We start from the raw sequence: 25,025 nt of genomic DNA on the forward strand, positions 1-25,025 counted from the left end.
GTGGGTATTTTTTTGGCTAAAACTTTAAAGGTTGATTTTTTTAATCCCAATTTTTAAAACGCTCTTTTTTGCCCAATCATTACGGCATTTGTTATGATAACGAAACAATTAATTTTACAATAAGGATAAGAACCATGGCAGAAACATTTAATCCCAAAGCCAACACGGTATTTTGCCGAAAATACCATCAAGAGTTGCCAAAAATGGCGCATCCGCCCTTTCCCAATAAGCTTGGTCGTGAAATTCAAGAGACCGTTTCGGATAAAGCTTGGAAAGAGTGGCTTGAGCATCAAACCATGCTGATTAACGAAAACCATTTAAGCATGCTTGACCCTGAAGCCAAAAAATTTATCACCGAGCAGCGCAATAAATTTTTGGACAATGAGGATTATGAACGCGCTCAAGGCTGGACGCCGGAAAATAAATAAGCGTTAAAGCAAATTTTGCGGCGCGCTTTGGCTTTGCTCAATGGCGCTTTGAACGGTGGCAAAATCGCTATGGCGAACGTCCGTTCCTGAGCAGATATAAATAACCAGTTCAGCGAGATTGCGGGCGTGGTCGCCGATACGCTCAAGCGCCCGCAGCACCCACAAAAGATGAATGACTTGGCTGATGGTTCGCGCGTCTGCCATGACGTAGGTCATCAAAGCGCGTGTTGCCGATTGGTATTCAAAATCAACGTCGCAAGCGCTTTGCAGCACGGTAAACGCGGCTTTAGCGTCTTGAGTTTCAAAGGCAATCAGCGCGGAATTGAGCATTAAGCGAACTTGGTTGCTTAATTGCCAAACTTCTTGATGGCAATAAGAGTGCGCCTCGGTGATGATTTTTTGTGCCATTTGGGCGATTTTTACCGCTTCATCGCCGATGCGCTCAATATCAACGACGCCCTTACTAATCGCCACCACCAAGCGTAAATCGCGAGCCGCCGGTTGGCGTTTGGCAAACAGCAACAAAACGCGCTCATCGATAAGCATCTCTAATTGATTGATGGCATCATCACCTGCTATCACTTGCTCGGCTAACTCAAAATCGCCCTCAACCAACGCCCGCATGGCAAAGGTGACCAACTCGCTTGCCGATTGCCCCATTTTCAAAAACAGCTTGGAGACTTCGGTTAAATCTTGGTCAAAACGGCGAGAAATGTGCGGTGAAGATTGCGGCATGGCAGCGTTACCTAGAAATTTATTTAGAGTTTCACTTAAAAAGTGACCTAAAATTACTCAAAGTTTTTATTAAAAGTTTTTATTAAAAATTGCTTTGATTTTGGCAATCAGCCATAACGTCCGGTAATATAATCCTCGGTCGCTTGCTGATTGGGACTGGTAAAAATCTGGTCGGTGGCGCCCACTTCAACCAAATCACCCAAATACATATAAGCGGTGACATCGGAGATTCGCGCCGCTTGCTGCATGTTATGAGTAACAATCGCAATGGTGTAATCTTGCTTTAAATCCTCGATTAAGTCCTCAATGGCGCCGGTTGAAATTGGGTCAAGCGCGGAGGTTGGCTCATCAAGGAGCAGCACTTCAGGTCGGGTGGCGACCGCGCGCGCAATACAAAGCCGCTGCTGCTGACCGCCGGATAAGGACAATCCTGAGGCGGTTAATTTGTCTTTAACCTCATTCCAAAGCGCGGCTTTTTTTAGCGCCCACTCAACGCGCTCGGCAAGCTCGGCTTTGCTCAAGGTCTCATAAAGACGAACGCCAAACGCCACGTTATCAAAAATCGACATCGGAAACGGCGTGGGCTTTTGAAAGACCATGCCAACCCGCGAGCGCAGTAAATTGACGTCCGTTGATTTTGCCAAAACGTCCAAGTCATCCAGATAAATCTGACCTTCTGCTTTCATATTTGGGTATAAATCAAACATTCGGTTAAAGCTTCGCAGCAGCGTTGATTTACCGCAGCCAGAAGGTCCAATAAACGCAGTGACCTTTTTGTCTTGAATGTCGATATTGATATTTTTTAGCGCATGAAATTTGCCGTAATAAAAGTTTAACTCACGAACTTTAAGTTTTGCTAGCGCTGAATCAAGAGCAAAACTAGGCTCAGCATCGGTGAGCATTTGCGCGATATTCAGGGATTGCTCTGTTGGCAAACCAGTTACCGGCGCCGTTGCCGAAGTCTTTGCCAAATTTGCACGCTCAAAAGGGCTAAAAATGGTTTTATTTTGCGGTTTTTTAAGGGTCTTGGTCATGAAGGTTGTCTCGTTAAAAGTGGGGCAAATCTGTTAATGTAAATCTTTAGCACCGATATAGCGCGCGATAAGGTTTAATACCAAAACGCTTAGCGTAATAAGCAGTGCCGCCGACCACGCCAGCGCGTGCCAGTTGTCATAAGGGCTCATGGCAAATTGATAAATGGTGTTCGGCAAGTTGCCCATTGCTTGACCCATATCAAGGCTAAAATATTGGTTGTTCAGCGCGGTAAATAGCAAAGGCGCGGTCTCCCCCGTGATTCGGGCAAAGGCAAGTAAAATTCCGGTTAACAGCCCTGCTCGCGCCGCTTTCATGGTGACTTGAAGCACCAACTTCCATTTGGGCGTCCCTAAAGCAAACGCCGCCTCGCGAAGCGCATTTGGAATGAGCAGCAGCATATTTTCCGTCGTTCGAACCACCACCGGAATGACAATCAGCCCCAAAGCCACCGCCCCTGCCCAACCTGAAAAACTGGCATTTTTCACCATCAGCGCATAAACAAATAAGCCAATAACAATAGACGGCGCGGACAGCAAAATGTCATTTAAAAAACGAATAACTTTGGCAAGGCGGCTGTTTGCTGAAAATTCTGCCAAATAAATCCCTGCAAGCAGTCCAATCGGCGCGCCAATAAATAGCCCTGCCCCTGAAATCATCACTGAGCCGACAATGGCATTTTTAAGACCGCCTGAGCTCATTGGCGGCGGCGTATCTTGAGTAAAGATGGGCATCTCAATAAGTCCGGTAATGCCGTGACTTACCAATGTCCACAAAATCCAACCGAGCCAAAATAGCCCAAATCCCATGGCAAAAATGGCAAATCCCAAGCCGATTTGGTTGCGCCATTGACGCTTGCGATAGCGGCTTTGGTTAAACACTCGCGGGGCTTGGATGGGCTTATTCGTGGCGCTCATGGTGGTCATAATGTCAATCCTAAAAACTCAAATAGCTCGCTTGATAATAAAATAGCGGTAACCTTAAACGCTTTGTTTTAACGCTCATTATTTTGACAACTACTGTCCTGCCCGCTTGTCCAAATGACCAATCAATAACCGCGAACATGCCAGTACCAAAAAGGTAATTAAGAACAGTACCAATCCCAAATTTAAGAGCGCCGATAAATGCAGCGGCGTTGCTGCTTCGGCAAACTCATTAGCGAGCGCTGAGGTGATAGAAACGCCTGAGGCAAACAAACTTGGGCTGATATTAAAGGTGTTGCCAATCAAAAAGGTCACCGCCATCGTCTCCCCAAGCGCGCGACCAAGCCCCAAAATCACCCCGCCTGCAACGCCGGATTTGGTATAAGGCAGCACCACTTTAGTCATCACCTCCCAAGTGGTCGCCCCCATGCCATACGCCGACTCTTTAAGCAGCGTTGGCACCACCAAAAACACATCACGCATGGTGGCAGCAATAAAGGGAATAATCATAATTGCCAAAACAAGCGCCGCGCAAAATAGTCCAATTCCCATGGGTGCGCCGACAAATAGCTTGCCAATAACGGGTAACTCGCCTAAATGTTCAGTTAACCACGGCTGAATGTGATTGCCAAAAAACGGCGCAAACACAAACAAGCCCCACATGCCATAAATGATGGAGGGGATTCCGGCAAGCAGCTCAATGGCAATCCCCAAAGGCTTTTTAAGCGCTTTTGGGCAAAGCTCGGTCAAAAACATCGCAATGCCAAAGCTGATAGGAACGGCAATGACCAGCGCCATGATGGAGGTCATAATCGTGCCATAAATGGGCGCAAGCGCGCCGAACTCCCCTGCCACTGGGTCCCAATGATTGCTAAGATAAAAATCAAATCCAAACGCTTGAATGCTTGGCCAAGCGCCCACCACAAGCGAGACCAAAATCGCCCCCAAACTTGCCAAAACAGTCAGCGCGGCAAGCTTGGTAACGCCTACAAATAGCGCATCTAATCGCTGCTGCTTGCGTAGTTTTTGCTGAATGATGCTTGCTTGATTCATGCTTGCCATCGTTTTATCCTAACCTTGAACTGTTTTGGGCGCTTATTTGGCGATTTTTAAATGGAGCAATTTGCTTTAAGGCTTATTTTGGCTGAGAAACGGGCTTGCCATCTTTATCAACCACTTGTTTCCAACTGTCTTTAAATAAGGCTACGGCAGTGTCTGAGAACGGCACATAATCAAGCGCTAAGGCTTCTTTATCGCCTTCATCAAATGCCCAGTTGAAAAAGGCAAGAACACCGGCGGCTTGTTTGGCATCTTTTGGTGTTTTGTTCACCAAAATAAAGGTTGCCGCCGCAATTGGCCAAGCGTTTGGCGTTTCTGCATTGGTAATAACTTTATAAAATCCAGCTTGCTGTGACCAATCAATGTCCCCTGCCGCCGCAAAACTTTCGGTTGACGGCTGAACGATATTTCCTGCCGCGTTTTTGAGCGCCACATGCGCCATATTATTTTGTTTGGCAAAGGCGTATTCGACATAGCCAATCGAGTTATTCATTCGAGCCACATAGCTTGCCACGCCCTCATTGCCTTTTCCTGCGGCGCCTTGCTTCGCGGTTGGCCAATTGACCGATTTATCCACGCCCACCTTACTTTGCCAATCGGGGGAAACTTTTGCCAAATAATCGGTAAAGTTAAAGGTCGTCCCTGAGCCATCCGAGCGAAATACAGTAGTGATGGGAGCGTCCGGTAAGCTCAACTCTGGGTTTAATTTGGTGATGGCAGGATCATTCCATTTTTTAATGTTGCCTAAATAAATATCGGCAAGCGTTTTGCCATCAAGCTTGAGCGCCCCTGCGGCAATACCTTTGATATTTACCACCGGAACGACGCCACCAATCACCGTTGGGAACTGGATTAAGTTATTGGCATTTAATTCGTCAACGGTCATTGGCGCATCTGACGCCCCAAAATCAACCGTTCCTGCGATGATTTGCTTGATGCCGCCTGAAGAGCCAATCGACTGATAATTGACCTGACCGCCGGTTTGTTGGTGATAATCGGCTGACCATTTGGCATAAATCGGCTGCGGAAATGATGCCCCAGCACCGGTGATGGTCATGGCAATGGTGTCATTTTTACCGGTTGCGGTGGTGTTTTCTGAAGTTGTGATTTCTGAAGCTTTTGCTGCGCCACTGTCTGCGGCGTTAGCGTCATCAACACTTTTATTACAAGCACTGAGCATCATGGCGGTGGCTATCATGGCAACGATGCTGACTTGGCGAAAGTTTTTGCTCATTACGGCTCCTAAAAGTTATCAATTTAATCCTCGAATAAGGTTATATTGCCAAGCTTTGATGACAATCTGATGAGCATTTGATGACCGTTTGATGACAGTATTAACAAGCGCCTAAAAAACATGACGAAAAAATGACAATTCAAGACGCGTTAAAATAGTATTAGAATTCAAGGCAGAAGTTTGCTAGCATAGGGGAAGTTTCAACACTGACAGACTCGGGGTGCGGTTGTTTAAATCATGAAGTTTAACAATTGATTTGAGCGCTCGCTGAGACACACCCGCCGAACCTGATGCGGTTAGCACCGACGCAGGGAAGTCTTAAGCATGGTTTTTTGAGAGAATAGAGCTTGCAGAAATGCTTGATAAGTTATTACGCTTAGTTTTTAAAACACAGTTTTAAAGCTTATTCGGTTAACTTATTTGCTGCGATATTCAGTTTTTGATGTGGCTTTTTATGTTTATAAAAAAGTCATCAAAAATGTCAAAAAAACGCGCGTTCCGCAGTCATTGGCGGTGTTGCTTTTATGGACATCAGCTAGGACAGCTTCTTATGACTCAATCTACCCCCACGATTCACGCACCAACTGCCAAGCAAAAGACTCCAAAAACCGACGCGCTTAAAACGCCTGCGCACCGATCAAGCTTAGACGCGCGGTTTGAAGAAGAATCGCGCGATTTGCACCGCATTTTGCCGGCATCTAAAAAAGTGTATCTCGAAGGCTCACGCCCCGACATTCAAGTGCCCATGCGCGAAATTACCTTATCGCCAACGCCACTTCAAGACACCCCTGAGAGCGATTGGGAACAAAATCCGCCGTTTTACGTTTATGACACCTCAGGCGTTTATACCGACCCAAACGCGCAAATTGACTTAACCCGCGGCTTGCCAAAGCTTCGTGAAGGTTGGATTGAGGAGCGCGGCGACACCGAACGCTTAGACGCCTTATCAAGCGACTACGGTCAAGCTCGCGCCCGCGACATCACGACCGCTAATTTGCGCTTTGCTCATATCGACAAGCCGCGCCGCGCCAAACTGGTCGATGGCAAAGCCGGCAACGTCACCCAAATGCACTACGCCCGCCGCGGCATCATCACCCCTGAGATGGAATATATTGCCATCCGCGAAACCCAAAAGCAGCACGAATTGACCGACACCCGTCAGCACGACGGCGAAAGCTTTGGCGCCAATACCCCAAAAATCATTACCCCTGAATTTGTCCGCGATGAGGTTGCCGCCGGTCGCGCGATTATCCCAAACAACATTAACCACCCTGAATCTGAGCCGATGATTATCGGTCGCAACTTTTTGGTAAAAATTAATGCCAATATCGGCAACTCAGCGCTTGGCTCATCGATTGATGAGGAAGTGTCAAAAATGACTTGGGCGACGCGGTGGGGCGCGGACACCATCATGGACTTGTCAACCGGCAACCACATTCACGAAACGCGCGAGTGGCTGATTCGCAACTCTCCCGTTCCAATTGGCACGGTTCCTATTTATCAAGCGTTAGAGAAAGTCGATGGCATTGCTGAAGATTTAACGTGGGAAATTTTCCGCGACACATTGATTGAGCAAGCCGAGCAAGGCGTGGACTACTTCACCATTCACGCCGGCGTCCTTTTGCGCTACGTTCCGATGACCGCCAACCGTTTAACCGGAATTGTCTCGCGCGGCGGCTCGATTATGGCGCAGTGGTGTTTGGCGCACCATCAAGAAAACTTTTTATACACCCATTTTGAAGATATTTGCGAGATTATGAAGCAGTACGATGTCGCCTTTAGCCTTGGTGATGGTTTGCGACCCGGCTGCTTGCAAGATGCCAACGATGAGGCTCAATTTGGCGAGCTGCGAACGCTTGGCGAGCTGACCCAAATCGCTTGGAAGCATGACGTTCAGGTGATGATTGAAGGCCCAGGTCACGTGGCGATGAACCGAATTAAAGAAAACATGGACTTGCAGCTTGAAACCTGTAGCGATGCGCCTTTTTATACGCTTGGGCCCTTAACCACCGACATTGCCCCCGGTTACGACCATATCACCAGTGCCATTGGCGCGGCGATGATTGGCTGGTTTGGCACGGCAATGCTTTGCTACGTGACGCCAAAAGAGCACTTGGGACTGCCGAACAAAAAAGACGTGAAAGACGGCATCATCACTTATAAAATCGCCGCCCACGCTGCTGACTTGGCAAAAGGTCATCCCGGCGCGCAGGCTCGTGATAATGCGCTGTCCAAAGCACGATTTGAGTTCCGCTGGGAAGACCAGTTTAATTTGGCGCTTGACCCTGATACCGCTCGTGAATTCCACGATGAAACCTTGCCAAAAGATGCTCACAAATCGGCGCATTTTTGCTCGATGTGCGGCCCTAAATTTTGCTCCATGAAAATCACTCAAAATGTCCGTGAGTACGCCAAAGGTCTTGATGCCAATGCAAGCTTGAGCGCGGCGGCGATTGATGAGGGCATGAAAGAGATGACCGAAAAATACCACGCAGAAGGTCGTCAGTTGTATAAGGAAGTTTAAAAAAGGAAGTTTAAAAAGGGAAGTTTAATTTTTAACAGTTAAACAAAAAAAACCCTTACTGTTATCGTAAGGGTTTTTTTATTCAACTAATTTTAACGCTAAAGCTAAACCTTTGACGCGCTATAAATCTCATCAATCGAGGCGTTAATGGTATCGGCAAATTCTTTGTCGCTTTGCTGTTTACTCAAACCTTCAGTAAAGGCGCGTGAGAAACTGGCAATCATTCCAGGGTTTTGCTTTAGCTTTTCGCAAGCGTCTGTTCGGCTATAACCACCGGATAGCGCCACCACTTTCACTACTTTTGGATGGTCGATCAACTCTTGATAAAATCCGGCTTCATCAGGCAGTGTAAGTTTAAGCATCACTTGATGGTCGTCATCTAAGCTGTCTAAATTGCGCAAGATTTCTGTTTTTAAAATCACTTCGCAGTCGTGTTTTTTCTCGCTGTTGATGTCCACTTCTGGCTCAACAATTGGCATAAAGCCTTGCGATAAAATCTGCTTTGCCACGTCAAACTGCTGCTGAACGACAAGCTCAATACCATCAACGCTTGGCTCATAAATCACTGAGCGCATTTTGGTGCCGAATACTGGATAATTTTTGGCTTTGTCCAAGAGCAAATCAAGGCTTGGAATCGGTCGCATCACCTGAACGCCGTTCATGTGCTCAGCCAAACCCTTATCCACCTTTAAAAACGGCACAATATTTTTATCTTCCCAAAGATAATTGGCAGTCGGCTTGCCGTTCACCTCACGGTCCATGGTGTCTTCAAACAAAATTGCGCCCAAAACGCGCTCATTGTCAAAGCAATCACAAGTCATAATGCGAGCGCGCATCTCATGAACAAGGTCAAACATCCCCTCGTCATCGTTATAGTCACTCTGGCTTACGCCATAATTTTCAAGCGCTTTGGGCGTGCTGCCGCCACTTTGGTCAAGTGCGGCGATAAATCCGTTGCCAGTTTTGATACGTTCGAGCTGCTTTTCATAAACGGCGTTTGTCATCTTGTCGTCATCCTTTGTTGTTAGTCAGTCTTAATCGCTTATTTTTCTCAACTTATTTTCCACCGCCCACCATAGCACAAGATGACGCGCCTTCATATAATCCAATAGTGAAAATTGCCTCGTTTAAAACATTGCCGTACAAAATCGGTAATAAAAAAACGAAGAATCAGAAAACCTATAACAAAAATAAAATCCCTGCGCTCACCACCGCCAAAACCAATCCCAGCATATTCAGCTTTGATAATTTTTCATGAAAAACAACCGCCCCAACTCCTGTTGCCACCACAATCACGCCGACGTTCATTCCGGTAAAAACAATACTTGGCGACTCGGATAATACTTGATGGGCGCGAATATAAGCGTAAATATTACCCACGTTGAGCGCGCCTAACACCAGTCCAAAAAGTAATGCTTTGGGCTGCCATTGGGTTTTTTGCAAGAGTAAATATCCCCCTAAAAATAGCCCCGCCAAGCTAAAGCTGACAAAAAGCGTAAGTGGAAACGCTGCGCCTTGTTTGGCAACGTGTTTAAATAACACATCAATGACGCCATAGCCTAAAAAAACACCCATCAGCCAAAGGGTTGTAGAAAATTTCGATGATAAAGTCGCTTGGGATTGAGTATGAGAAACGTGATTCAAATCAGCCTTTGGCGCTTTTATCACCAAAGCGGCAAGCGCCAGTAATCCAGTAACCAAACCAAGCGCGCGAATTGGCGAAATCACCTCACCAAAAAGCACGGCTGCCGCCATAATCGGGATAATCAAGGACAAGCGCTGAGCCGCATCCGCTTTAATGATGCCAGCTGTGCTAATTGCGCGACCTAAAATCACAAACACTAACGGCAATAATATGCCAAGGGCAACAATCACGCCCCAAGCGTTGCCAAGATTGTTAACACCTTGAATATCCGGCTTAAGCAATAAAAAGGTCAAGAGCACCGCCATCGGATAGCCGGCAGCAATGGTTTGGCGAATGTCTAAATGTTGCGCCCGAAGCAGCTTTAACAGTACAGAAACGGCAACGCTACAGCACACCGCAATGGCTAAATACCCCATAACTTAACTCAATCCTTTATTGTGTCTCAAAATCGCTGCTATTTTAAACGCCTATCGTGACGCAGATACGTTTTTGCTTAATTTTTAATTTTAAAATCATTTTTTTAATTAACATTGAACGACTTAATCCCTGAAAAAAGTGCCTTCTAAAAATGCCTAGAGCGTTCAAATTACAATTACCTTGCAGGAGAATTAGTAATATTTTGCTAAACTATCCGCTTGATTTATCAATAATAACTGCAAATTACCGACCGCTTTGACTGCTTATGAACGCTTTATTTCGATTTTTTGAGACCCGACTGCCCGCCTTTCCTGACAGCCCAATGCCGCTACCACGGCATGGACTGTTACATTTTTTATGGGCGTGTACCAAAGGGCTTCGCGGTTGGCTGCTGCTATTTATGATCTTATCGGCGGGCATTGGCATTTATGAAGCGCTGCTGTTTGCTTGGATTGGCAAGTTGGTTGATTGGCTTGGCACCTACTCGCCTGTCATGCTTTGGGCAGAAAAAGGCGACATGCTGCTGCTCATGCTTGCGATGCTTATTGTCAGTCCGTTTTGGATTGCGCTGTCCTCCCTGATTCATTTTCAAGTGATTCAAGGCGTGTTCCCGATGCAGATGCGCTGGCACTTTCATAAGCGCATGCTTGGTCAGTCGATGCAGTTTTATCAAGATGAGTTTTCAGGTCGGGTGTCGGCAAAGGTGATGCAAACGGCGCTTGCGGTTCGTGATACGGTGATGACGGTCACCGATATGCTGATGTATGTGACCGTTTATTTTATCACCACCGGCGTCATTTTATTTAATTTAGACCGTCTTTTACTCATTCCGTTTATCATTTGGACGGTGCTTTTTGGCTTGACCATGTGGTTTTTTATCCCGCGATTAAAACGCTCCGCCATCGTTCAAGCTGACGCTCGCGCCTTGATGGTGGGTCGGGTGACCGATGCTTATGCCAATATTATGACGGTCAAATTGTTCAGCCACTCGCGCCGCGAGCTCAGTTACGCCAAACACGCGATGGGGCAATTTTTAGGAACGGTTCATGCGCAAATGCGCTGGGTCAGCTATTTGGAAGTGGCAAACCATATCGTTAGCGTAATTTTGGTGGGAACGACGGCAGGAATTGGCATTTATCTTTGGCAAAAAGGCGCGGTTGGCGTTGGGGCAATTGCCGCAGCAACCGCAATGGCGCTTAGATTGAACGGTCTTACGCACTGGATTATGTGGCAAACCTCAAGCCTGTTTGAAAGTATCGGCATAGTTCAAGATGGCATGAAAACGCTGTCCGCACCGCAAACTATCGTTGATAAACCGGATGCCAAGCCGCTAGTCGTCACAAACGGTCAAATCACTTTTGATCATGTTGATTTTGGCTATCAGCGCGACGATGACGTCAAAGATTTAGAAGGCATAACCATTGATGAAGCCAACGGCATTGCGCCCAAAAAGCTGTTAGACAATTTTTATTTAAATATCAAATCCGGCGAAAAAATTGGCTTGGTTGGTCGCTCAGGCGCCGGAAAATCAACGCTCGTTAATTTGCTACTGCGCTTTTATGATGTCGATTCAGGTAAAATTTGCATCGACGGTCAAGCCATCGACAGCGTCACCCAAGAGTCGCTGCGCCAACAAATCGGCATGGTTACCCAAGATACCTCCCTACTTCATCGAACCATCCGCGAAAATATTGCTTATGGTCGCCCTGATGCCACTGATGAGGACATCATTAACGCCGCCAAACAAGCGCAAGCTTGGGACTTTATCAAAGACTTATTTGATGACAAAGGCAATAGCGGGCTTGATACTCAAGTCGGCGAGCGCGGCGTCAAGCTGTCCGGCGGTCAACGTCAGCGCATTGCCATTGCCCGCGTGATGCTCAAAAACGCGCCGATTTTGCTGCTTGATGAAGCCACCAGTGCGCTAGATTCTGAGATTGAATTTGCCATCACCGAAAGCTTAAACGACATCATGACCGGCAAAACCGTGATTGCCATTGCCCATCGCCTATCAACCATCGCTGCCCTTGATCGATTGGTGGTCATGGATAAAGGTCAAATCATCGAGCAAGGCAGCCATGATGAACTGCTTGCCCAAAATGGTGTTTACGCCGGACTTTGGCAGCGGCAAAGTGGCGGCTTTTTGGGTGACAGCGACGAGTTCGATAATGATGAATAAGTTATTTGATGCTGAAAAAAGCGTGATGATTTCGGGAAAAAACGCCCGTTATTTTGACTTTTCGGCATATTCACCACAAAAAAAGCCCATTGCTCATTTTTATGGCGGTAATGGTTTTGCAATCGGCTGCTACCTGCCGCTCCTTGAACGACTGAAACCTGATTTTGATTTAACCTCGCTTGCCCTGCGTGGCTATTGGTTTGACAAACCGACCGCTAACAAACTTACCCGCGAAGAAGATGCCGACGTTTTAATTGAATTTTTAGAACAAACTCAGGATAAGCCAGTCATCGGTATAGGTCATTCCCAAGGGGCAACCGCCACTGCCATTGCTGCGGCAAAGCGTCCAGAGCTGTTTTCAAAGTTGTATCTGCTTGAGCCGGTCACCTTTACCAAAGCGCAAACTTGGGTTTATAACCTGTTGCCGCGAGCGCTTAAAATGACCCAAGAGCCTTTTAAAAGTACCCAAGCTAAGCAAAACAACTGGCAAAGCGTGGCAGATTACTTGGCGCAATTACGAGCATTAAAAGCGTTTCGGCGAATTGATGATAAATATTTGAAAATCTTTGCTGATCATAGCCTTATCAAAACCGATAACGGCTATCAGCTTATTTTTGAGCCCAAGCAAGAGCTTGCCAATTATTTTGGAACGCCATTTATTGATGACGCGCTAAAAGCTTTATTACAAAAAAAGCTTCCTTTTACCCTAATCCTTGGCAAACCTACCTTATTTTTGAGCCAAAAAGTCCGGAACAACTGGCAGCACTTTATTAATAATGAGCAAATCATCACGCTTAATGACTTTGGGCATTTATTGCCGATGGAAGCGCCGGAAATTTGCGCTCAGCTTATTTTAAAAGACCATCAAGCATCCTCATGACCGCGTTTCATTCAAAAAATCTGCTGCCTGATTTAGCTTAAAATTAAGTTACCGTTGATTTGGTCGGCTATTACGATAAACTTTAACAAGCCACTGAATTAGCAACGCAAGCGTTAACAGTCCTAAAACTGGATAAATAATCAGCAAATCAATGCGAATGGGGGCAATTACCGTTTGCTCCCAATGCTTCATAAAAAAATAATAGGGCACAAACAGCAGCCAAGCTATTAAAGTTACCATTTGCAGCCGCGTCATAATGCACCTTTTTATAAGCTAATGAGGATTAAATTATTAATCACTGACTTGCAAGACGATTTTGCCAAAGCTGTCACCTTTTTCAAGCTGCTTATGGGCAGCAATGGCGTCCGATAAGGCAAATTCTTTATCAATATGAAGTTTAATCTCGCCGCCCGCAAGCTTTTGTAAAATTTGTCCCATGCTATCGCCGTTTGGCGTCACGGCAAAACCCTCAACGCTTAAGTTTTTATCTTTTCCGGCTTTTTTAAGCTTATCTGCCCAAATGGTCGGCAATACCAACACGCGAGCGCCAGATTTTAGCGTAGTAAGCGCTTGAACGCCGGCATCATCACCAACCAAATCAAGCAACACGTCGGCTTCTAACTTTGGAAAGTTTTCATTTTTAGTGTAATCAATCCAGCCTGCCAAATGATTTTTATCAATGAGCTTATCGAGCTTTTGGTACTTTTCAGGGGAGCAAATGACGCTGACTTTTAAATTATCCGCTTTTACTTTTTGCATAAGCAGTTGAATTAAAATGTGACCCACGCCGCCGGCAGGAGCATTCATCACCACGTGGCTGCCCTTTTTGATGTCGGCAAAGTCCAAAAATTGCAGTGCCGTTTGACCGGCGCAAGGGAGCGCTCCGGCTTGGGTTGAGCTGACATTTTCGGGGATTTTGGCAAGCAATTTATCATCGACGGCGACAAACTGAGCATAGCAGCCACCATCAAAGTTAAGGGCAGCAACGTTATCGCCGATGTTAAACTTGTCACTTTGACTGGCAATGACTTCTCCTGCCAAATCAAAGCCCAAAATCGCGGCGTCATCAAAGTCAAACTTAGCCTTTTGAATGTTGTCCGCGCCCCAACCTTTACCTTGGCGCGTTTTATAATCAACCGGATTGATTCCGGCAGCGGCAATTTTTACCAAAACTTGACCGTCTTTTAAGCTTGGGACAGCAACACCATCTTGATAACTCATGACGTCAGGGTCGCCAAATCTGGTGATAATCACCGCATGTTGTGAGGTTGGCAGATTTTGATTGGACGTCATAAGATGTTCCTTTAACTTATTATGTTTTAAATGAGCAATTAAACTCGAGCCAAGCGCGCGCTGATGGGCAGATGGTCAGATAAAGTTGACCACGGTTTTCCTGAATGCACCCAAGCATCTTTGACAATTAAGTTACGAACATAAATTCTATCAAGGCTTAATACGGGCAATTTTGCCGGAAAGGTCGGAAGCAGCTTGCCATGACACGACTTAAAAGCTTCGGTCATGCCAAGGCTGCTTGCCAGTTTGTCGCAAGACAGCTTTTTCCAGTCGTTAAAGTCTCCTGCCAAAACGAGCGGTTGGTCGCTTTCGATGCAGTTTTTGACGTAATCACTGATGGCTTGGTACTGCTTGACTCGGTCGCGCTCAAGTAAATTTAAATGGGCGCATAAAATAACAACAGGCAACTCCCAACCCTCCGGCTGAACCTCACAGTGCAGAACGCCGCGCTGCTCAAGCTTATTGACCGTGATATTGACGTTATGTTTGGGGTCTAAGGGATACCGGCTTAATACCGCATTGCCGTGATGACCGTTTTCATACTCGCAGTTTTTGCCATAGCTGTTTTGCAAACACAAGTACTCGCCAAACCATTCATGTTGCGACTGGTCAGGATATTCATTATATTGCAAATTGCGCTTGAGATTTTGACCTTGAACCTCTTGCAAGCATAAGACATCTGAGCCCACGTCTTGAAGCGCCGCCGCAATTCCTTGCATTTTGACCTGCCGATTGAGCGGCGACATGCCTTTATGAATGTTATAACTGGTCAAAATAAAAGAGTCTGGCGTCATAGCTGGCTTTAATCTCATCAAGTTGCAAAAGGTTACCGTCAAATTTTATTGTAGCTTTTTTATCGTAGCATCAAGGGGCTAACCATAAGTCTTTATCAAATAATCAATAATGTCTTTAGATTCAAACATTTTGGTGTTGGTATTCGGGTCAACAAGGTAGGGAAATTGCAATTTGCCGTCCATGACTTCGTTCATAATTCGTTCACGCTTTCCGCCTTTAATGGGCTGATAATCGCCCAAATTCAAGCGAACGCCAAACGCGCCGATGTCCTCAATTTGCTCGCGGGCAACGTTATGATTGATGTAGCCCACTTCAAGCTCGCTTAACTTTTCGCGAACCAACCGGCAAAACGGACTGGCTTCAAAGCCATATAAATGCAGCGGCTCATCAGGGCGACCGCGGTCTTTATTTTTTTTGGGGTGCGCCGCTTTAACCCCGCGCATCATTGAGGCAATGCTTGCCGATTTGTTGAGCAAGCTTGCATTATCGCCGTCATTGGCTTGGTATTTTTTTGGCGTTTTACCGTCTTTTGAATAATGCTTAAATAAATGGTCGATGATTTGTTGTGAGTCCGAAATTTTATCGTCGGTATTGTCATCAATCAAAAACGGCACTTGCGTTTTTCCGGAAATCTCTTTTAACTCATCGCGGTAAACGTGACCTTTATGCGGACTTGGTCGGCTTTCGAAATCAAGATTTAAACAGGTCATCACCTCACGGACGCGGCGCGAGTACGGACAAGCTTCATGCTCATAAAGCACCAGCATTTTTTTAGGCAAAATGGGCGTTGGCGTTCCCATGTTGCCAAGACCGCCGCGAAGCAGGGTGCTTGCGGTTGCTTGCGCGCTTTTTATTTTAAATCCTAAGGAGCTGTTTGGAATAATCATCAAAATCATCCTAAGCAAGTGACAATGAGATAAGTGATAGCAGGACAAGCTATAACAAGACAAGTAAAGCTAAGGAAGCCGGCTTGCTGTCAAACCGGCTTAACTTACCTTTTTAATTATAAAAAGCCAACCCTTAATAACGGGTAATCAGCGCCAGTGGCTGCTCAGACGCCATCATCTCTTGCGGCATAAAAATTGCTTTGCCGCCATTTTGGGTGACTTGAGCAATAATATCGCCAACCACGTCATCACTGATATTTTTGTCAGCAGGGTCACTATTATCTACAGTGCTAAGCGTCAGTTTTTCCTCATCAACCTTAGCCGCTTGAATATAACCACGGCGGACATAAAGCGTCTCGCCTGCGCCTTGGTTGGCAGCGCGGTAAATTTCTTGCAGATCCGTCAAGAGCATTCCTGCACCGCGGGCTTTGTCAATCTCGCCCATGGCGGCTTTGTGAAGTGAGGTGCGGTAGTCCTCAATGGCTTCTTGAACGCCATCAATGATGCGCTGAGCGCTGCCGTTTTCAAGGTCGGTTAAGTTGGAAACGGTCGCAATGATGTTGTCTGGGCGGTCGCAAACCTCTTTATAGTAGCCGATGTTTTTGGTATCGCCAACGACGACCAATGACATTTTTTGTTCACCCCAAATTTCTTGGACGCTTTTATCGACTTGATTAAAAAACTCTTGCAGATAGCTGTTTTCTTTGTTGGTTGAGCGGTCAGAGCCGGCATCCCCTGTGGTATATAAGCCATTGTTATCAATAGGGAATTTGATATTTTCCATATTAACTTGCAATTTGCTGTGCTCATCAAACTCTTGAACCACGCGGTCATTTGCCGCTTCAATCAAGCGCGCTTTATCGCGGGTCAGCACCACGGTGTAATAATGAACGGCACTTGCCATATCGCGAACCAAATCTCGGGTCGCAAAGCGGTTTGAAATTACGATACGCTCAGGCGTATCAAGCGGCATTCGAACGATGGTGGCATCATCAGGGCTGGCAAAAATCGCTAAAGTATCTAAGTTATAATTGTGGTTCAAATCGTCCGTTTTTTTATGGATTTGTTCGAGGACGGCGGTGGCAGTTTTTTTATCGTATTCTTGAGTTAAGCGCTCCTCGGCAAGCTTAAGCTGATTTTTTAAGGCAATGGGGTCGGTGCTGTTGTCCGGATGCTCACGGTGGGTCTTCACAAAAATGCTGACCGCAGGGTTGGCTTTGGCGTCTTGTAAGCTTTTTAGGGTGGCTTTCATTAATTCAGCTCCTTCTTGTCATTCTCTTTTATTATTGTTAGCGGCAATTTAACCGCTTTGATGTTCATCGCCAACGAGGGCGACAAATCAAAACGTTTCATTGCAAGTCTGCAGTGCCTTTATTGATGCTATCAAGATAACTTTACGTTCTATATGGTTGCTTTGCAAGCAATTGGTGAGGCTTTGTAACTATGATCTTTAACAACTATGACCTTTAAACTGGTATTTTATTTGGCTTAGTTTCATTTAACGTCGTTGCAATTGCTAGAATAAAATTAATTTGGCTTGATAAAGTAGAGTGCTGCCAATATATCAATAGTTATACTGCGCGTTTACCGCATTTCCAACATTTATAATACGCTGACCATTAAAACTTATTTAGGATTTGTATGACTGCGACTGCCTCAACGAACCAAGCTGATACCAATTTGCATTTGGTTGATTTTAACCAAGTGACGCCTGAGCAATTAAAAGCGGATATTGAAATTGCAATTGATGCGGCGATGGGCTTTTTAGACAAACTACATAGTGCTGACGACATGAGTGCCAAAGCGGCGCTTGAGGATATTATTGCCTTTGACCATTTAAATATCACCCTTGATCGCGCTTGGGGTATTTTGTCGCACCTTAACAGCGTAATGAGCAATGACACCATTCGCCAAACCCATCATGAGGTATTGCCGCTGCTGTCAGCGTTTGGGACGCGCGTTGGTCAATCAAAGCCGCTATTTTATCGCTACCAAAAAGTAGCAGCGAACAAAGAATTTTTTGCAACTTTGGATAAGGCGCGAGCGCGGGCAATTACCCTTGCCATTCAAAGCTTCGAGCTGTCGGGGGTGGCATTGGCAAAAGACGACCAAGAAAAATTTGCCGATATTCAGCGTCAATTGTCGCAGCTGTCGGCAACCTTTTCTGACCATATTTTGGATGCGACCCAAGCGTTTTCGCGACCGCTTAGCGATGATGAACTTGCCGGCATCCCTGAAAGTGGTTTGGCGCTGCTTGCGGATGCCGGCGAAACTTTTAAGCAAAACGCCCTTGCAACTGGCTTACTCACGCAGACAGATATTGATAATTTGCCAACGCCTTACTACGTAGCAACGCTGAACATTCCGGTTTATCTTGCGGTGATGACCCACGCGGACAATCGCAAGCTTCGCGAATCGCTTTATTATGCTTACGTGACCCGAGCCTCGGAGTTTGATGCTCATAAAAATGCCAAAGGTGAGTCGCTCAATAACGCGCCCATCATGAGCGATATTTTAAAATTGCGAGCGCAAAAGGCAAAGCTTTTGGGCTTTGACAACTATGCGACGTTATCCCTTTCCACCAAAATGGCAGAAAGCGTTGCCGAGGTTGAATCGTTTTTGCGCAATTTAGCGACCAAAGCAACGCCAGCGGCAACCGCTGATTTGGCAAAACTGCAAGACTGCGCTACTAAATTTGGCATTGACGATATTCAGCCTTGGGATACAGCGTATTTGGCAGAAAAAGTGAAGCAAGTCAGCTTTAGCTTATCGCAAGAGGACATCCGACCTTATTTTCCATTGCCAAAAGTGATTGACGGCTTATTTAACATCGTTCAGCGCTTATATGGTATTCGCGTTCAGCCAAAAGATGCGGCATCAAAGGTATCACGTTGGCATGATGAAGCGATGTTTTATGAGCTTTATGATGTCGATGACAGCTTGATTGGCGGCTTTTATTTTGACTTATTTGCCCGAAATAACAAGCGCGGCGGGGCTTGGATGAGTGGCTTTCAATCGCGCTATGAGTTGGCGGACAGCTACAGCCAACTTCCCGTTTGCTTTATGGTTGCCAACTTTACGCCGCCGCTTGATGGCAAGCCAAGCCTATTGACCCATGATGAGGTAACCACCTTATTCCACGAGTTCGGTCATGGCCTGCATCATTTGTTGACGCAAGTGAGCGTTGGCGATGTCGCAGGGGTCAATGGCGTTGAGTGGGATGCGGTGGAGTTGCCAAGTCAGTTTATGGAAAATTGGGCTTGGGATGCCAAGGGCATTGCGCTCATTAGCGGTCATGTCAAAACGGGCGAGCCGCTACCAAAAGATAAGTTAGAGGCGCTACTTGCCGCCAAAAACTTCCAAAGCGGTTTGCAAACGCTGCGCCAAATTGAGTTTGCACTGTTTGATTTGTCGATTCATGCCGATGCTCAAGGTTTAGATTACGACGGCATTTTAGCCACGCTCAACCAAGTCCGTACTGACATTGCTATTTTGCCAACGCCCGATTACAACCGCTTTGCCAATGGTTTTAGCCATATTTTTGCCGGCGGCTATGCGGCAGGGTATTATTCGTATAAATGGGCAGAATTGTTATCGGCGGACGCGTTTAGCAAATTTGAAGAAGAAGGGATTTTTAATCCGGCAACGGGAAACGCCTTTCGCGAAAGCATTTTAGCGGTCGGTGGCAGCCATCCTGCCAAAACCAACTTTGAAAACTTTCGCGGCAGACCTGCCAGTATTGACGCGCTACTTCGGCATAGCGGCTTTGCGGTTGATGCTGACAATGACGCCAACAACGCCGCAAACGATACGAAGGCAAGCTGATGCGCTATCAATCTAAAAATCTTAAGCGTCAGTTTTTAGCTGGCGTTCGCTGCCCAAAGTGCCAAACGATGGATGCCGTGGTTCAGGTGCAAATTTTTGAGCCCAATCCTGATGAATTTATCGAGTGCACAAATTGCGGTCATCGCGAGCGCCGACCTGAGCCTGATAGCGCAATCTTGCAAAGCTTAACCGATAATTTAGGAACGCAAGGGGTGGTTAAATTTAAGCCCTAGCTTTTACCTTTTTAAGTCATTGAAAACAAGTTAAATAAAAAATAGGATGACCGTACTGCCATGAGCCAAGTTCAGCTGACCCATGACCCCATTTTAATCAGCAACGCGCAAGTCTTGGTGTTGCCGGTCAACAGCGCCGGATTGTTGTTGGATTCGGTATTGGTCAAATCGCAATCGCTTTATCCAGACAATTATAAGCGCTATCGCAGGGCTTGCCGAAACGGCGAGCTTAAAGCGGGAAGCTGCCTGCTTTATAAACGCAAGCTTGAATCGTCAGGACTTAGCGCAAGCTCCAATGGCAATCAGCCGCGATTTATCGCTAATTTGGTGGTATCTGATCATCCTTATCATCCGCCGCGCTCGGAGTGGCTAACAGATGCTATGACGGAATTGCAGCAGCAGCTGTTACCGCTGATTCGATATGACGGTATCCGAAAATTAGCGCTGCTCACAAGACCGCTGATTTTTACCAATGAAGCGCCGTTTGAAAACAACAGCGCGCCAAGATTGCCGCTTGATTGGCAAGATACCACCTTGCCACTGCTTAAAGAAGAACTTTCTAAACTTCCAAAACTGCAATCGGTGCTGCATTTGCCAAAAAGTATCGCGATTACGGGTTAATCTTAAAGTTTAATCTTAAATTTTTTGCCAAAAAAACCGCCTAAAGTTAGGCGGTTTTTTTATTATTAAAATGATTATCAAAAATTAGTTTTGCTCAAGACCTTTCATGGTAAGCTTAATGCGACCACGGTTATCGACATCTTGAACCAAAACTTTAACCGATTGACCTTCTTTTAGGTAGTCAGAAACGTTTTCAACGCGCTCTTCGGCAATTTGCGAGATGTGAACTAAGCCATCGGTATTTGGCAAAATGTTGACAAACGCGCCAAAGTCAACGATTCGCGCTACCGTACCTTCGTAGGTTTTGCCAACTTCAACTTCTGCCGTTAGCGCTTCGATTTGACCAATCGCGGCTTTGGTTGCGGCTTTATTTTCACCAAAAATGCGAATCGTTCCAGCGTCATCAATGTCGATCACCGCGCCCGTGTCTTCGGTCAATTGACGGATGGTTGCGCCGCCTTTACCGATAACGTCACGGATTTTTTCAGGATTGATTTCAATGACCGCGTAGTTTGGCGCATGAGCATTGATTTCAGTTCGGCTTGATGCCAACACTTCATTCATGGCGTTTAAGATATGGATTCGACCAGCATGAGCTTGCTTTAGCGCTTGCTCCATGATGTCGGCGGTGATGCCTTCGATTTTAATGTCCATTTGCAGCGCGGTAATACCATCTTTTGAACCGGCAACTTTAAAGTCCATATCGCCTAGGTGGTCTTCATCGCCCAAAATGTCCGACAATACGGCAAAACGCTCGCCTTCTTTAACCAGTCCCATGGCGATTCCAGCAACCGGCGCTTTCATGGGTACGCCAGCGTCCATCAAGGCAAGGCTTGCGCCGCAAACGGAGGCCATTGACGATGAGCCGTTTGATTCGGTGATTTCTGAAACTACGCGGATGACGTACGGGAAGCGCTCGCTGTCAGGAAGCATCGCTTGAACGCCGCGGCGAGCCAGACGACCATGACCGATTTCGCGGCGTTTGGGCGCACCCTCACGACCCGTTTCGCCAACAGAGAACTGCGGGAAGTTATAATGCAGCATGAAATGGTCGCGGATGGTACCAGCTAAAGAGTCAATCAAGTTGACATCACGGCTGTTGCCAAGCGTTGTGGTGACTAAGGCTTGAGTTTCACCGCGGGTAAATAGCGCTGAGCCATGAGTGTATGGCAACACGCCCACTTGAATATCAAGGGCGCGAACGGTTTCTAAATCGCGGCCGTCGATTCGCGGCTTTCCAGATAAAATATTGTCACGAACGGTGCGGTATTTTAACTCACTATAAAGCTCTTTAAGCTCGCTTACGATATCGGCATAGCCTTCAGCTTCACTGTCACCGGCAAGCGCCGCAATCATAGCATCTTTGATTTCATCAAGCTTGGCGTAGCGCTCTTGCTTGTTGGTGATGGTATAAGCTTCGGCAACTTGATCGCCAAATTGCAACTTCATTTGACCAACCAACTCTTGGTTTTGCTCAGGGGCGCTAAAGTTTTGCTTGGCAACGCCTGCCTCTTCAGCAAAGGAGATGATTTGGTCAATGACGATTTGCTGCTGCTCGTGACCATAAAGCACCGCGCCAAGCATTTGATCTTCTGACAACTCACGAGCTTCAGATTCAACCATCAATACCGCAGATTTGGTTCCGGCAACGACCAAATCCAAATCGCTTTCTTCTAACTGAGCAAGGCTTGGGTTTAAGACGTACTCGCCATTGATAAAGCCGACTCGCGCCGCCCCAATAGGGCCATTAAATGGCGCATCTGAAATGGCAAGCGCGGCTGACGCGCCAATCATGGCGGCGATATCGGCATGATGGGTTTTGTCAGACGACATGACCGTTGCGGTAATTTGGATTTCGTTCACGTAGCCTTCGGGGAACAATGGTCGGATTGGGCGGTCAATCAGGCGCGAGGTGAGCGTTTCAAATTCGCTGGCGCGACCTTCACGTTTGCCATAAGCGCCGGGGATTTTACCTGCCGCGTACATTTTTTCTTGGTAGTTCACGGTCAATGGGAAAAAGTTTTGATCTTCTTTGGCATCTGCCTTGACTACTGCTGCCACAAGTACCGAAACGCCACCCATATGAACCATCACTGAATACGCTTGGCGGGCAATTCGACCCGTCTCTAGCACGACTTTTTGATCACCGTATTGAAACTCACGCGTCACGGTTTGAAACATCGAAGAATTTGTCATAAATATGTCCTAATAATTATTGACGATAAGAATAGCGGCTCTTTTGGCGCTATCACTTATAAAAAGGGGGAATCAAGCGTTTGATTTTATAACGACTTTGACTCTTAATTTTTTATCACTTAATCACGCTAAAGTAGCGTTACTTTCCAATCATAGCAATTGCGATCACAGCTAGATAACGGGCTACGGCAATTATCAGCTGAGGTTATGGATTTTGCCCTAATTATTCATCATAAAACCCAAGGCATCATAGATGGCGATTTTGCCAAACTATTAAAGGGCAATCAGCAATTATATAACTTAAACTACGATTCGCGCGTTTATTTTACAGAGATTTGGTCGCTATGACCAATAAATTACAAATAACCTGTTGGCACAAAAAAAACGGCGTGACACCTCACACCGTTTTTTAGCACCAAAAGTTAACGCTACCTTATTGCCTGATATCAGCATCGCCAGAATAGCTGTTGATACCAAAGCGAGTTGGCAAATTAGCGGCGTAATCCTAATTGGCTGATGATCGTGGTATAACGACCCAAATCTTTACGCTTTAAGTAGTCAAGCAATTTGCGGCGCTGATTAACCATTCTGATCAAACCGCGGCGGCTGTGGTGGTCCGCTTTGTGTTCTTTAAAGTGGTCTTGCAAATCGTTGATACGAGCGCTTAACAAAGCCACTTGAACTTCAGGAGATCCAGTGTCATTTTCGCCGCGCTGATATTGAGCAATAATTTGTTGGCGATCGGTATTGGTTAGCATAATAGTCTCCGGCAATGCTAAAGATATCAAGATGATACCTGTAAAAATAATCAATAAGGTGACATTCAGATCGACCCTGCATTACTAGAGTCGAACCAGTGCCGCCATTATCAAAGAATAAAAACCAAAAAATAAATGAACTCAAGGCTATTGAGTCAAGCGCTAGATTATAACAAAAAACTGCTGAACCAACAGCAGTTTTTTATTCAAAATAGCAAATAGATGGGCTTCGATTACAAATCATTTTCTTTAGTTTGCGCATTTGGGTTGCCAGCGCCAGCTGCATTTTTGCCAAGCTCATCACCTTGTAAAGGCACAGTGGTCGCTTCAGCAAGACTGTCTGGCAAACCATCTTGAGCCGGCTTGATGTCTTCTGCTAAGTCTTTAATGGTTGTCTCTTCGCGGTCTAAATCGCTTTTTTTAGTATCCATATTGACCTCAATATTGTTAATTCATTGACTAAGTTAGCAACTTCGGTCTTTTTAGGGGCAATACTGATGAATTTACTGCTTATCTTGAGCTTGTTCAAGGTTACTTTCAATGCCATCAGCGGCTTGGTCATTAGTTTTATGGTTGTTCTCATAATTACCCTCAGCTTGATTTTTTAAAGAGGACACTTCTGATTTAGATTTTTGCTGCTCAAGTTCGGTATTGTTTGGATTCGGATTTGACATAATTATTGTTCCTTTTATTATCAGTTATTTTTTGAAGTTTCAAAATACAGTTTATTTAACTGTTTTTTAGCATGTCATCAATCGCATTGACAAAGTTTGCAATATCATCAGGATTTCGTGAGGTAATCAGATGACCATCAACTTGAACGGTTTTGTCAACGAAGGTGGCGCCGGCGTTTTCTAAGTCCGTTTGCAGCGACTGATAAGCCGTTAAGGTTTTACCTTTAGCGATTCCGGTGTTAATTAGTGCCCAAGGTGCATGGCAAATCGCGGCAAGGGGTTTTTTGCTGTCGTTAAATGCTTTAATCAGTTGCTGAGCGTCTTTGTTACCGCGAAGGTTGTCCGCATTAACCGTACCACCCGGCAAAACTAAGGCATCATAATCATTTGGGCTGGCATCTTTAGCAAATAAATCAGCAGTAAAACTGTCGCCTTTTTCGACATCGTGATGACGACCTTGAACGTTTTTATCGTCGTTGGTCGTTATCAGCACCGTCTTATAACCTTTGTCTTTGAGCTGATTATTCACCTCTTCATATTCAGCTTGTTCAAAGTTATTATGAAGTAAAAATACAATCGTTTTCATAAGACCTCTTTTTATTCATTAAAATTAGTGGTTATCCTAAATTTTTATCATTATTTTTAACTTATAGTTTTTTTTATTTTTTTAATTATTATCTCTTAATT

The 25,025-nt window shown here is 45.8% G+C and carries 25 protein-coding genes and 1 riboswitch; of the genes, 8 read left to right on the plus strand and 17 right to left on the minus strand.

Annotated elements, in window-relative coordinates:
* Positions 1-134 precede the first annotated feature (134 nt).
* Complete coding sequence (locus tag ACZ5XY_RS05400; protein WP_464743580.1) at positions 135-428, plus strand: oxidative damage protection protein; 294 nt, start codon at positions 135-137, stop codon at positions 426-428.
* A gap of 3 nt (positions 429-431) precedes the next feature.
* Here ACZ5XY_RS05400 and phoU read toward each other — a convergent pair whose 3' ends face one another.
* The 5 genes from phoU to pstS all read right to left on the minus strand — a co-directional run bounded on the left by phoU (position 432) and on the right by pstS (position 5,411).
* Complete coding sequence (gene phoU, locus ACZ5XY_RS05405; protein WP_464743581.1) at positions 432-1,163, minus strand: phosphate signaling complex protein PhoU; 732 nt, start codon at positions 1,161-1,163, stop codon at positions 432-434.
* A gap of 107 nt (positions 1,164-1,270) precedes the next feature.
* Entirely contained in the window at positions 1,271-2,065 is a 795-nt protein-coding gene (gene pstB / locus ACZ5XY_RS05410) for a phosphate ABC transporter ATP-binding protein PstB (RefSeq protein WP_464743778.1), read from the minus strand.
* 165 nt (positions 2,066-2,230) lie between these two features.
* The gene (gene pstA / locus ACZ5XY_RS05415) at positions 2,231-3,112 is read right to left on the minus strand and encodes a phosphate ABC transporter permease PstA (RefSeq protein WP_464743780.1); all 882 of its coding nucleotides are present in this window, start codon (positions 3,110-3,112) and stop codon (positions 2,231-2,233) included.
* A gap of 99 nt (positions 3,113-3,211) precedes the next feature.
* The gene (gene pstC / locus ACZ5XY_RS05420; RefSeq protein WP_464743583.1) at positions 3,212-4,180 is read right to left on the minus strand and encodes a phosphate ABC transporter permease subunit PstC; all 969 of its coding nucleotides are present in this window, start codon (positions 4,178-4,180) and stop codon (positions 3,212-3,214) included.
* Between the two features lie 73 nt (positions 4,181-4,253).
* Positions 4,254-5,411: a phosphate ABC transporter substrate-binding protein PstS gene (gene pstS / locus ACZ5XY_RS05425; protein ID WP_464743585.1), complete on the minus strand. Its 1,158-nt coding sequence runs from the start codon at positions 5,409-5,411 to the stop codon at positions 4,254-4,256.
* A 206-nt stretch (positions 5,412-5,617) separates the two neighbouring features.
* Positions 5,618-5,742, plus strand: a riboswitch (TPP riboswitch).
* Between the two features lie 219 nt (positions 5,743-5,961).
* On the opposite strand from pstS, the gene thiC reads away from it, so the two are divergent.
* Positions 5,962-7,935, plus strand: a complete 1,974-nt coding sequence (thiC, locus tag ACZ5XY_RS05430) for a phosphomethylpyrimidine synthase ThiC (RefSeq protein WP_464743587.1) — start codon at positions 5,962-5,964, stop codon at positions 7,933-7,935.
* A gap of 104 nt (positions 7,936-8,039) precedes the next feature.
* On the opposite strand, the gene ACZ5XY_RS05435 is transcribed toward thiC, so the two are convergent.
* Both ACZ5XY_RS05435 and ACZ5XY_RS05440 read right to left on the minus strand, forming a co-directional pair.
* The gene (locus ACZ5XY_RS05435; protein ID WP_464743589.1) at positions 8,040-8,939 is read right to left on the minus strand and encodes a fructose bisphosphate aldolase; all 900 of its coding nucleotides are present in this window, start codon (positions 8,937-8,939) and stop codon (positions 8,040-8,042) included.
* A 175-nt stretch (positions 8,940-9,114) separates the two neighbouring features.
* A complete protein-coding gene (locus ACZ5XY_RS05440; protein ID WP_464743591.1) occupies positions 9,115-9,996 on the minus strand; it encodes an EamA family transporter in 882 nt (293 codons plus the stop codon).
* A 266-nt stretch (positions 9,997-10,262) separates the two neighbouring features.
* Between ACZ5XY_RS05440 and ACZ5XY_RS05445 the strand changes: the two genes are divergently transcribed.
* On the plus strand, positions 10,263-12,176 hold the full coding sequence (locus ACZ5XY_RS05445; protein ID WP_464743593.1) for an ABC transporter ATP-binding protein: 1,914 nt from the start codon (positions 10,263-10,265) through the stop codon (positions 12,174-12,176).
* The gene (locus ACZ5XY_RS05450; protein WP_464743595.1) at positions 12,166-13,056 is read left to right on the plus strand and encodes an alpha/beta fold hydrolase; all 891 of its coding nucleotides are present in this window, start codon (positions 12,166-12,168) and stop codon (positions 13,054-13,056) included. The genes ACZ5XY_RS05445 and ACZ5XY_RS05450 overlap by 11 nt, the downstream gene beginning before the upstream one ends.
* 48 nt (positions 13,057-13,104) lie before the next feature.
* On the opposite strand, the gene ACZ5XY_RS05455 is transcribed toward ACZ5XY_RS05450, so the two are convergent.
* The 5 genes from ACZ5XY_RS05455 to ACZ5XY_RS05475 all read right to left on the minus strand — a co-directional run bounded on the left by ACZ5XY_RS05455 (position 13,105) and on the right by ACZ5XY_RS05475 (position 17,283).
* Positions 13,105-13,311 (minus strand): hypothetical protein, encoded by a 207-nt coding sequence (locus tag ACZ5XY_RS05455; protein ID WP_464743597.1) that lies wholly within the window; start codon positions 13,309-13,311, stop codon positions 13,105-13,107.
* Between the two features lie 36 nt (positions 13,312-13,347).
* Entirely contained in the window at positions 13,348-14,349 is a 1,002-nt protein-coding gene (locus ACZ5XY_RS05460; RefSeq protein ID WP_464743599.1) for an NADP-dependent oxidoreductase, read from the minus strand.
* A gap of 38 nt (positions 14,350-14,387) precedes the next feature.
* On the minus strand, positions 14,388-15,143 hold the full coding sequence (locus ACZ5XY_RS05465) for an endonuclease/exonuclease/phosphatase family protein (protein ID WP_464743601.1): 756 nt from the start codon (positions 15,141-15,143) through the stop codon (positions 14,388-14,390).
* 78 nt (positions 15,144-15,221) lie between these two features.
* Positions 15,222-16,031 (minus strand): glutathione S-transferase N-terminal domain-containing protein, encoded by an 810-nt coding sequence (locus tag ACZ5XY_RS05470; protein WP_464743603.1) that lies wholly within the window; start codon positions 16,029-16,031, stop codon positions 15,222-15,224.
* Positions 16,032-16,164: 133 nt separating this feature from the next.
* Positions 16,165-17,283, minus strand: coding sequence for an AOC03_06830 family ribosome hibernation factor (locus ACZ5XY_RS05475; protein ID WP_464743605.1), 1,119 nt, complete (start codon positions 17,281-17,283; stop codon positions 16,165-16,167).
* A gap of 389 nt (positions 17,284-17,672) precedes the next feature.
* Between ACZ5XY_RS05475 and ACZ5XY_RS05480 the strand changes: the two genes are divergently transcribed.
* The 3 genes from ACZ5XY_RS05480 to ACZ5XY_RS05490 are packed head-to-tail and all read left to right on the plus strand — an operon-like array spanning position 17,673 to position 20,710.
* Positions 17,673-19,856, plus strand: a complete 2,184-nt coding sequence (locus ACZ5XY_RS05480) for a M3 family metallopeptidase (RefSeq protein ID WP_464743607.1) — start codon at positions 17,673-17,675, stop codon at positions 19,854-19,856.
* On the plus strand, positions 19,856-20,089 hold the full coding sequence (locus ACZ5XY_RS05485; protein ID WP_464743609.1) for a YheV family putative metal-binding protein: 234 nt from the start codon (positions 19,856-19,858) through the stop codon (positions 20,087-20,089). Before ACZ5XY_RS05480 ends, ACZ5XY_RS05485 begins: the two co-directional genes overlap by 1 nt.
* Positions 20,090-20,149: 60 nt before the next feature.
* On the plus strand, positions 20,150-20,710 hold the full coding sequence (locus ACZ5XY_RS05490) for a macro domain-containing protein (RefSeq protein WP_464743611.1): 561 nt from the start codon (positions 20,150-20,152) through the stop codon (positions 20,708-20,710).
* A gap of 84 nt (positions 20,711-20,794) precedes the next feature.
* Here the strand turns inward: ACZ5XY_RS05490 and pnp are convergent, their stop codons facing one another.
* Positions 20,795-22,906 carry a polyribonucleotide nucleotidyltransferase gene (gene pnp, locus ACZ5XY_RS05495; protein ID WP_464743613.1) on the minus strand — a complete coding sequence of 704 codons (2,112 nt, stop codon included), beginning with the start codon at positions 22,904-22,906 and terminating at the stop codon, positions 20,795-20,797.
* Between the two features lie 207 nt (positions 22,907-23,113).
* Between pnp and ACZ5XY_RS05500 the strand changes: the two genes are divergently transcribed.
* On the plus strand, positions 23,114-23,254 hold the full coding sequence (locus ACZ5XY_RS05500; RefSeq protein WP_464743615.1) for a hypothetical protein: 141 nt from the start codon (positions 23,114-23,116) through the stop codon (positions 23,252-23,254).
* Between the two features lie 143 nt (positions 23,255-23,397).
* On the opposite strand, the gene rpsO is transcribed toward ACZ5XY_RS05500, so the two are convergent.
* The 4 genes from rpsO to ACZ5XY_RS05520 all read right to left on the minus strand — a co-directional run bounded on the left by rpsO (position 23,398) and on the right by ACZ5XY_RS05520 (position 24,924).
* The gene (rpsO, locus tag ACZ5XY_RS05505) at positions 23,398-23,667 is read right to left on the minus strand and encodes a 30S ribosomal protein S15 (RefSeq protein ID WP_201536966.1); all 270 of its coding nucleotides are present in this window, start codon (positions 23,665-23,667) and stop codon (positions 23,398-23,400) included.
* Between the two features lie 230 nt (positions 23,668-23,897).
* Positions 23,898-24,095 carry a hypothetical protein gene (locus tag ACZ5XY_RS05510; RefSeq protein ID WP_464743617.1) on the minus strand — a complete coding sequence of 66 codons (198 nt, stop codon included), beginning with the start codon at positions 24,093-24,095 and terminating at the stop codon, positions 23,898-23,900.
* Positions 24,096-24,167: 72 nt separating this feature from the next.
* Positions 24,168-24,338 (minus strand): hypothetical protein, encoded by a 171-nt coding sequence (locus ACZ5XY_RS05515; protein WP_464743619.1) that lies wholly within the window; start codon positions 24,336-24,338, stop codon positions 24,168-24,170.
* Between the two features lie 55 nt (positions 24,339-24,393).
* Positions 24,394-24,924, minus strand: coding sequence for a type 1 glutamine amidotransferase domain-containing protein (locus ACZ5XY_RS05520; protein ID WP_464743621.1), 531 nt, complete (start codon positions 24,922-24,924; stop codon positions 24,394-24,396).
* Positions 24,925-25,025 lie beyond the last annotated feature (101 nt).

The sequence above is a fragment of the Psychrobacter sp. GTC18467 genome (assembly GCF_055397455.1).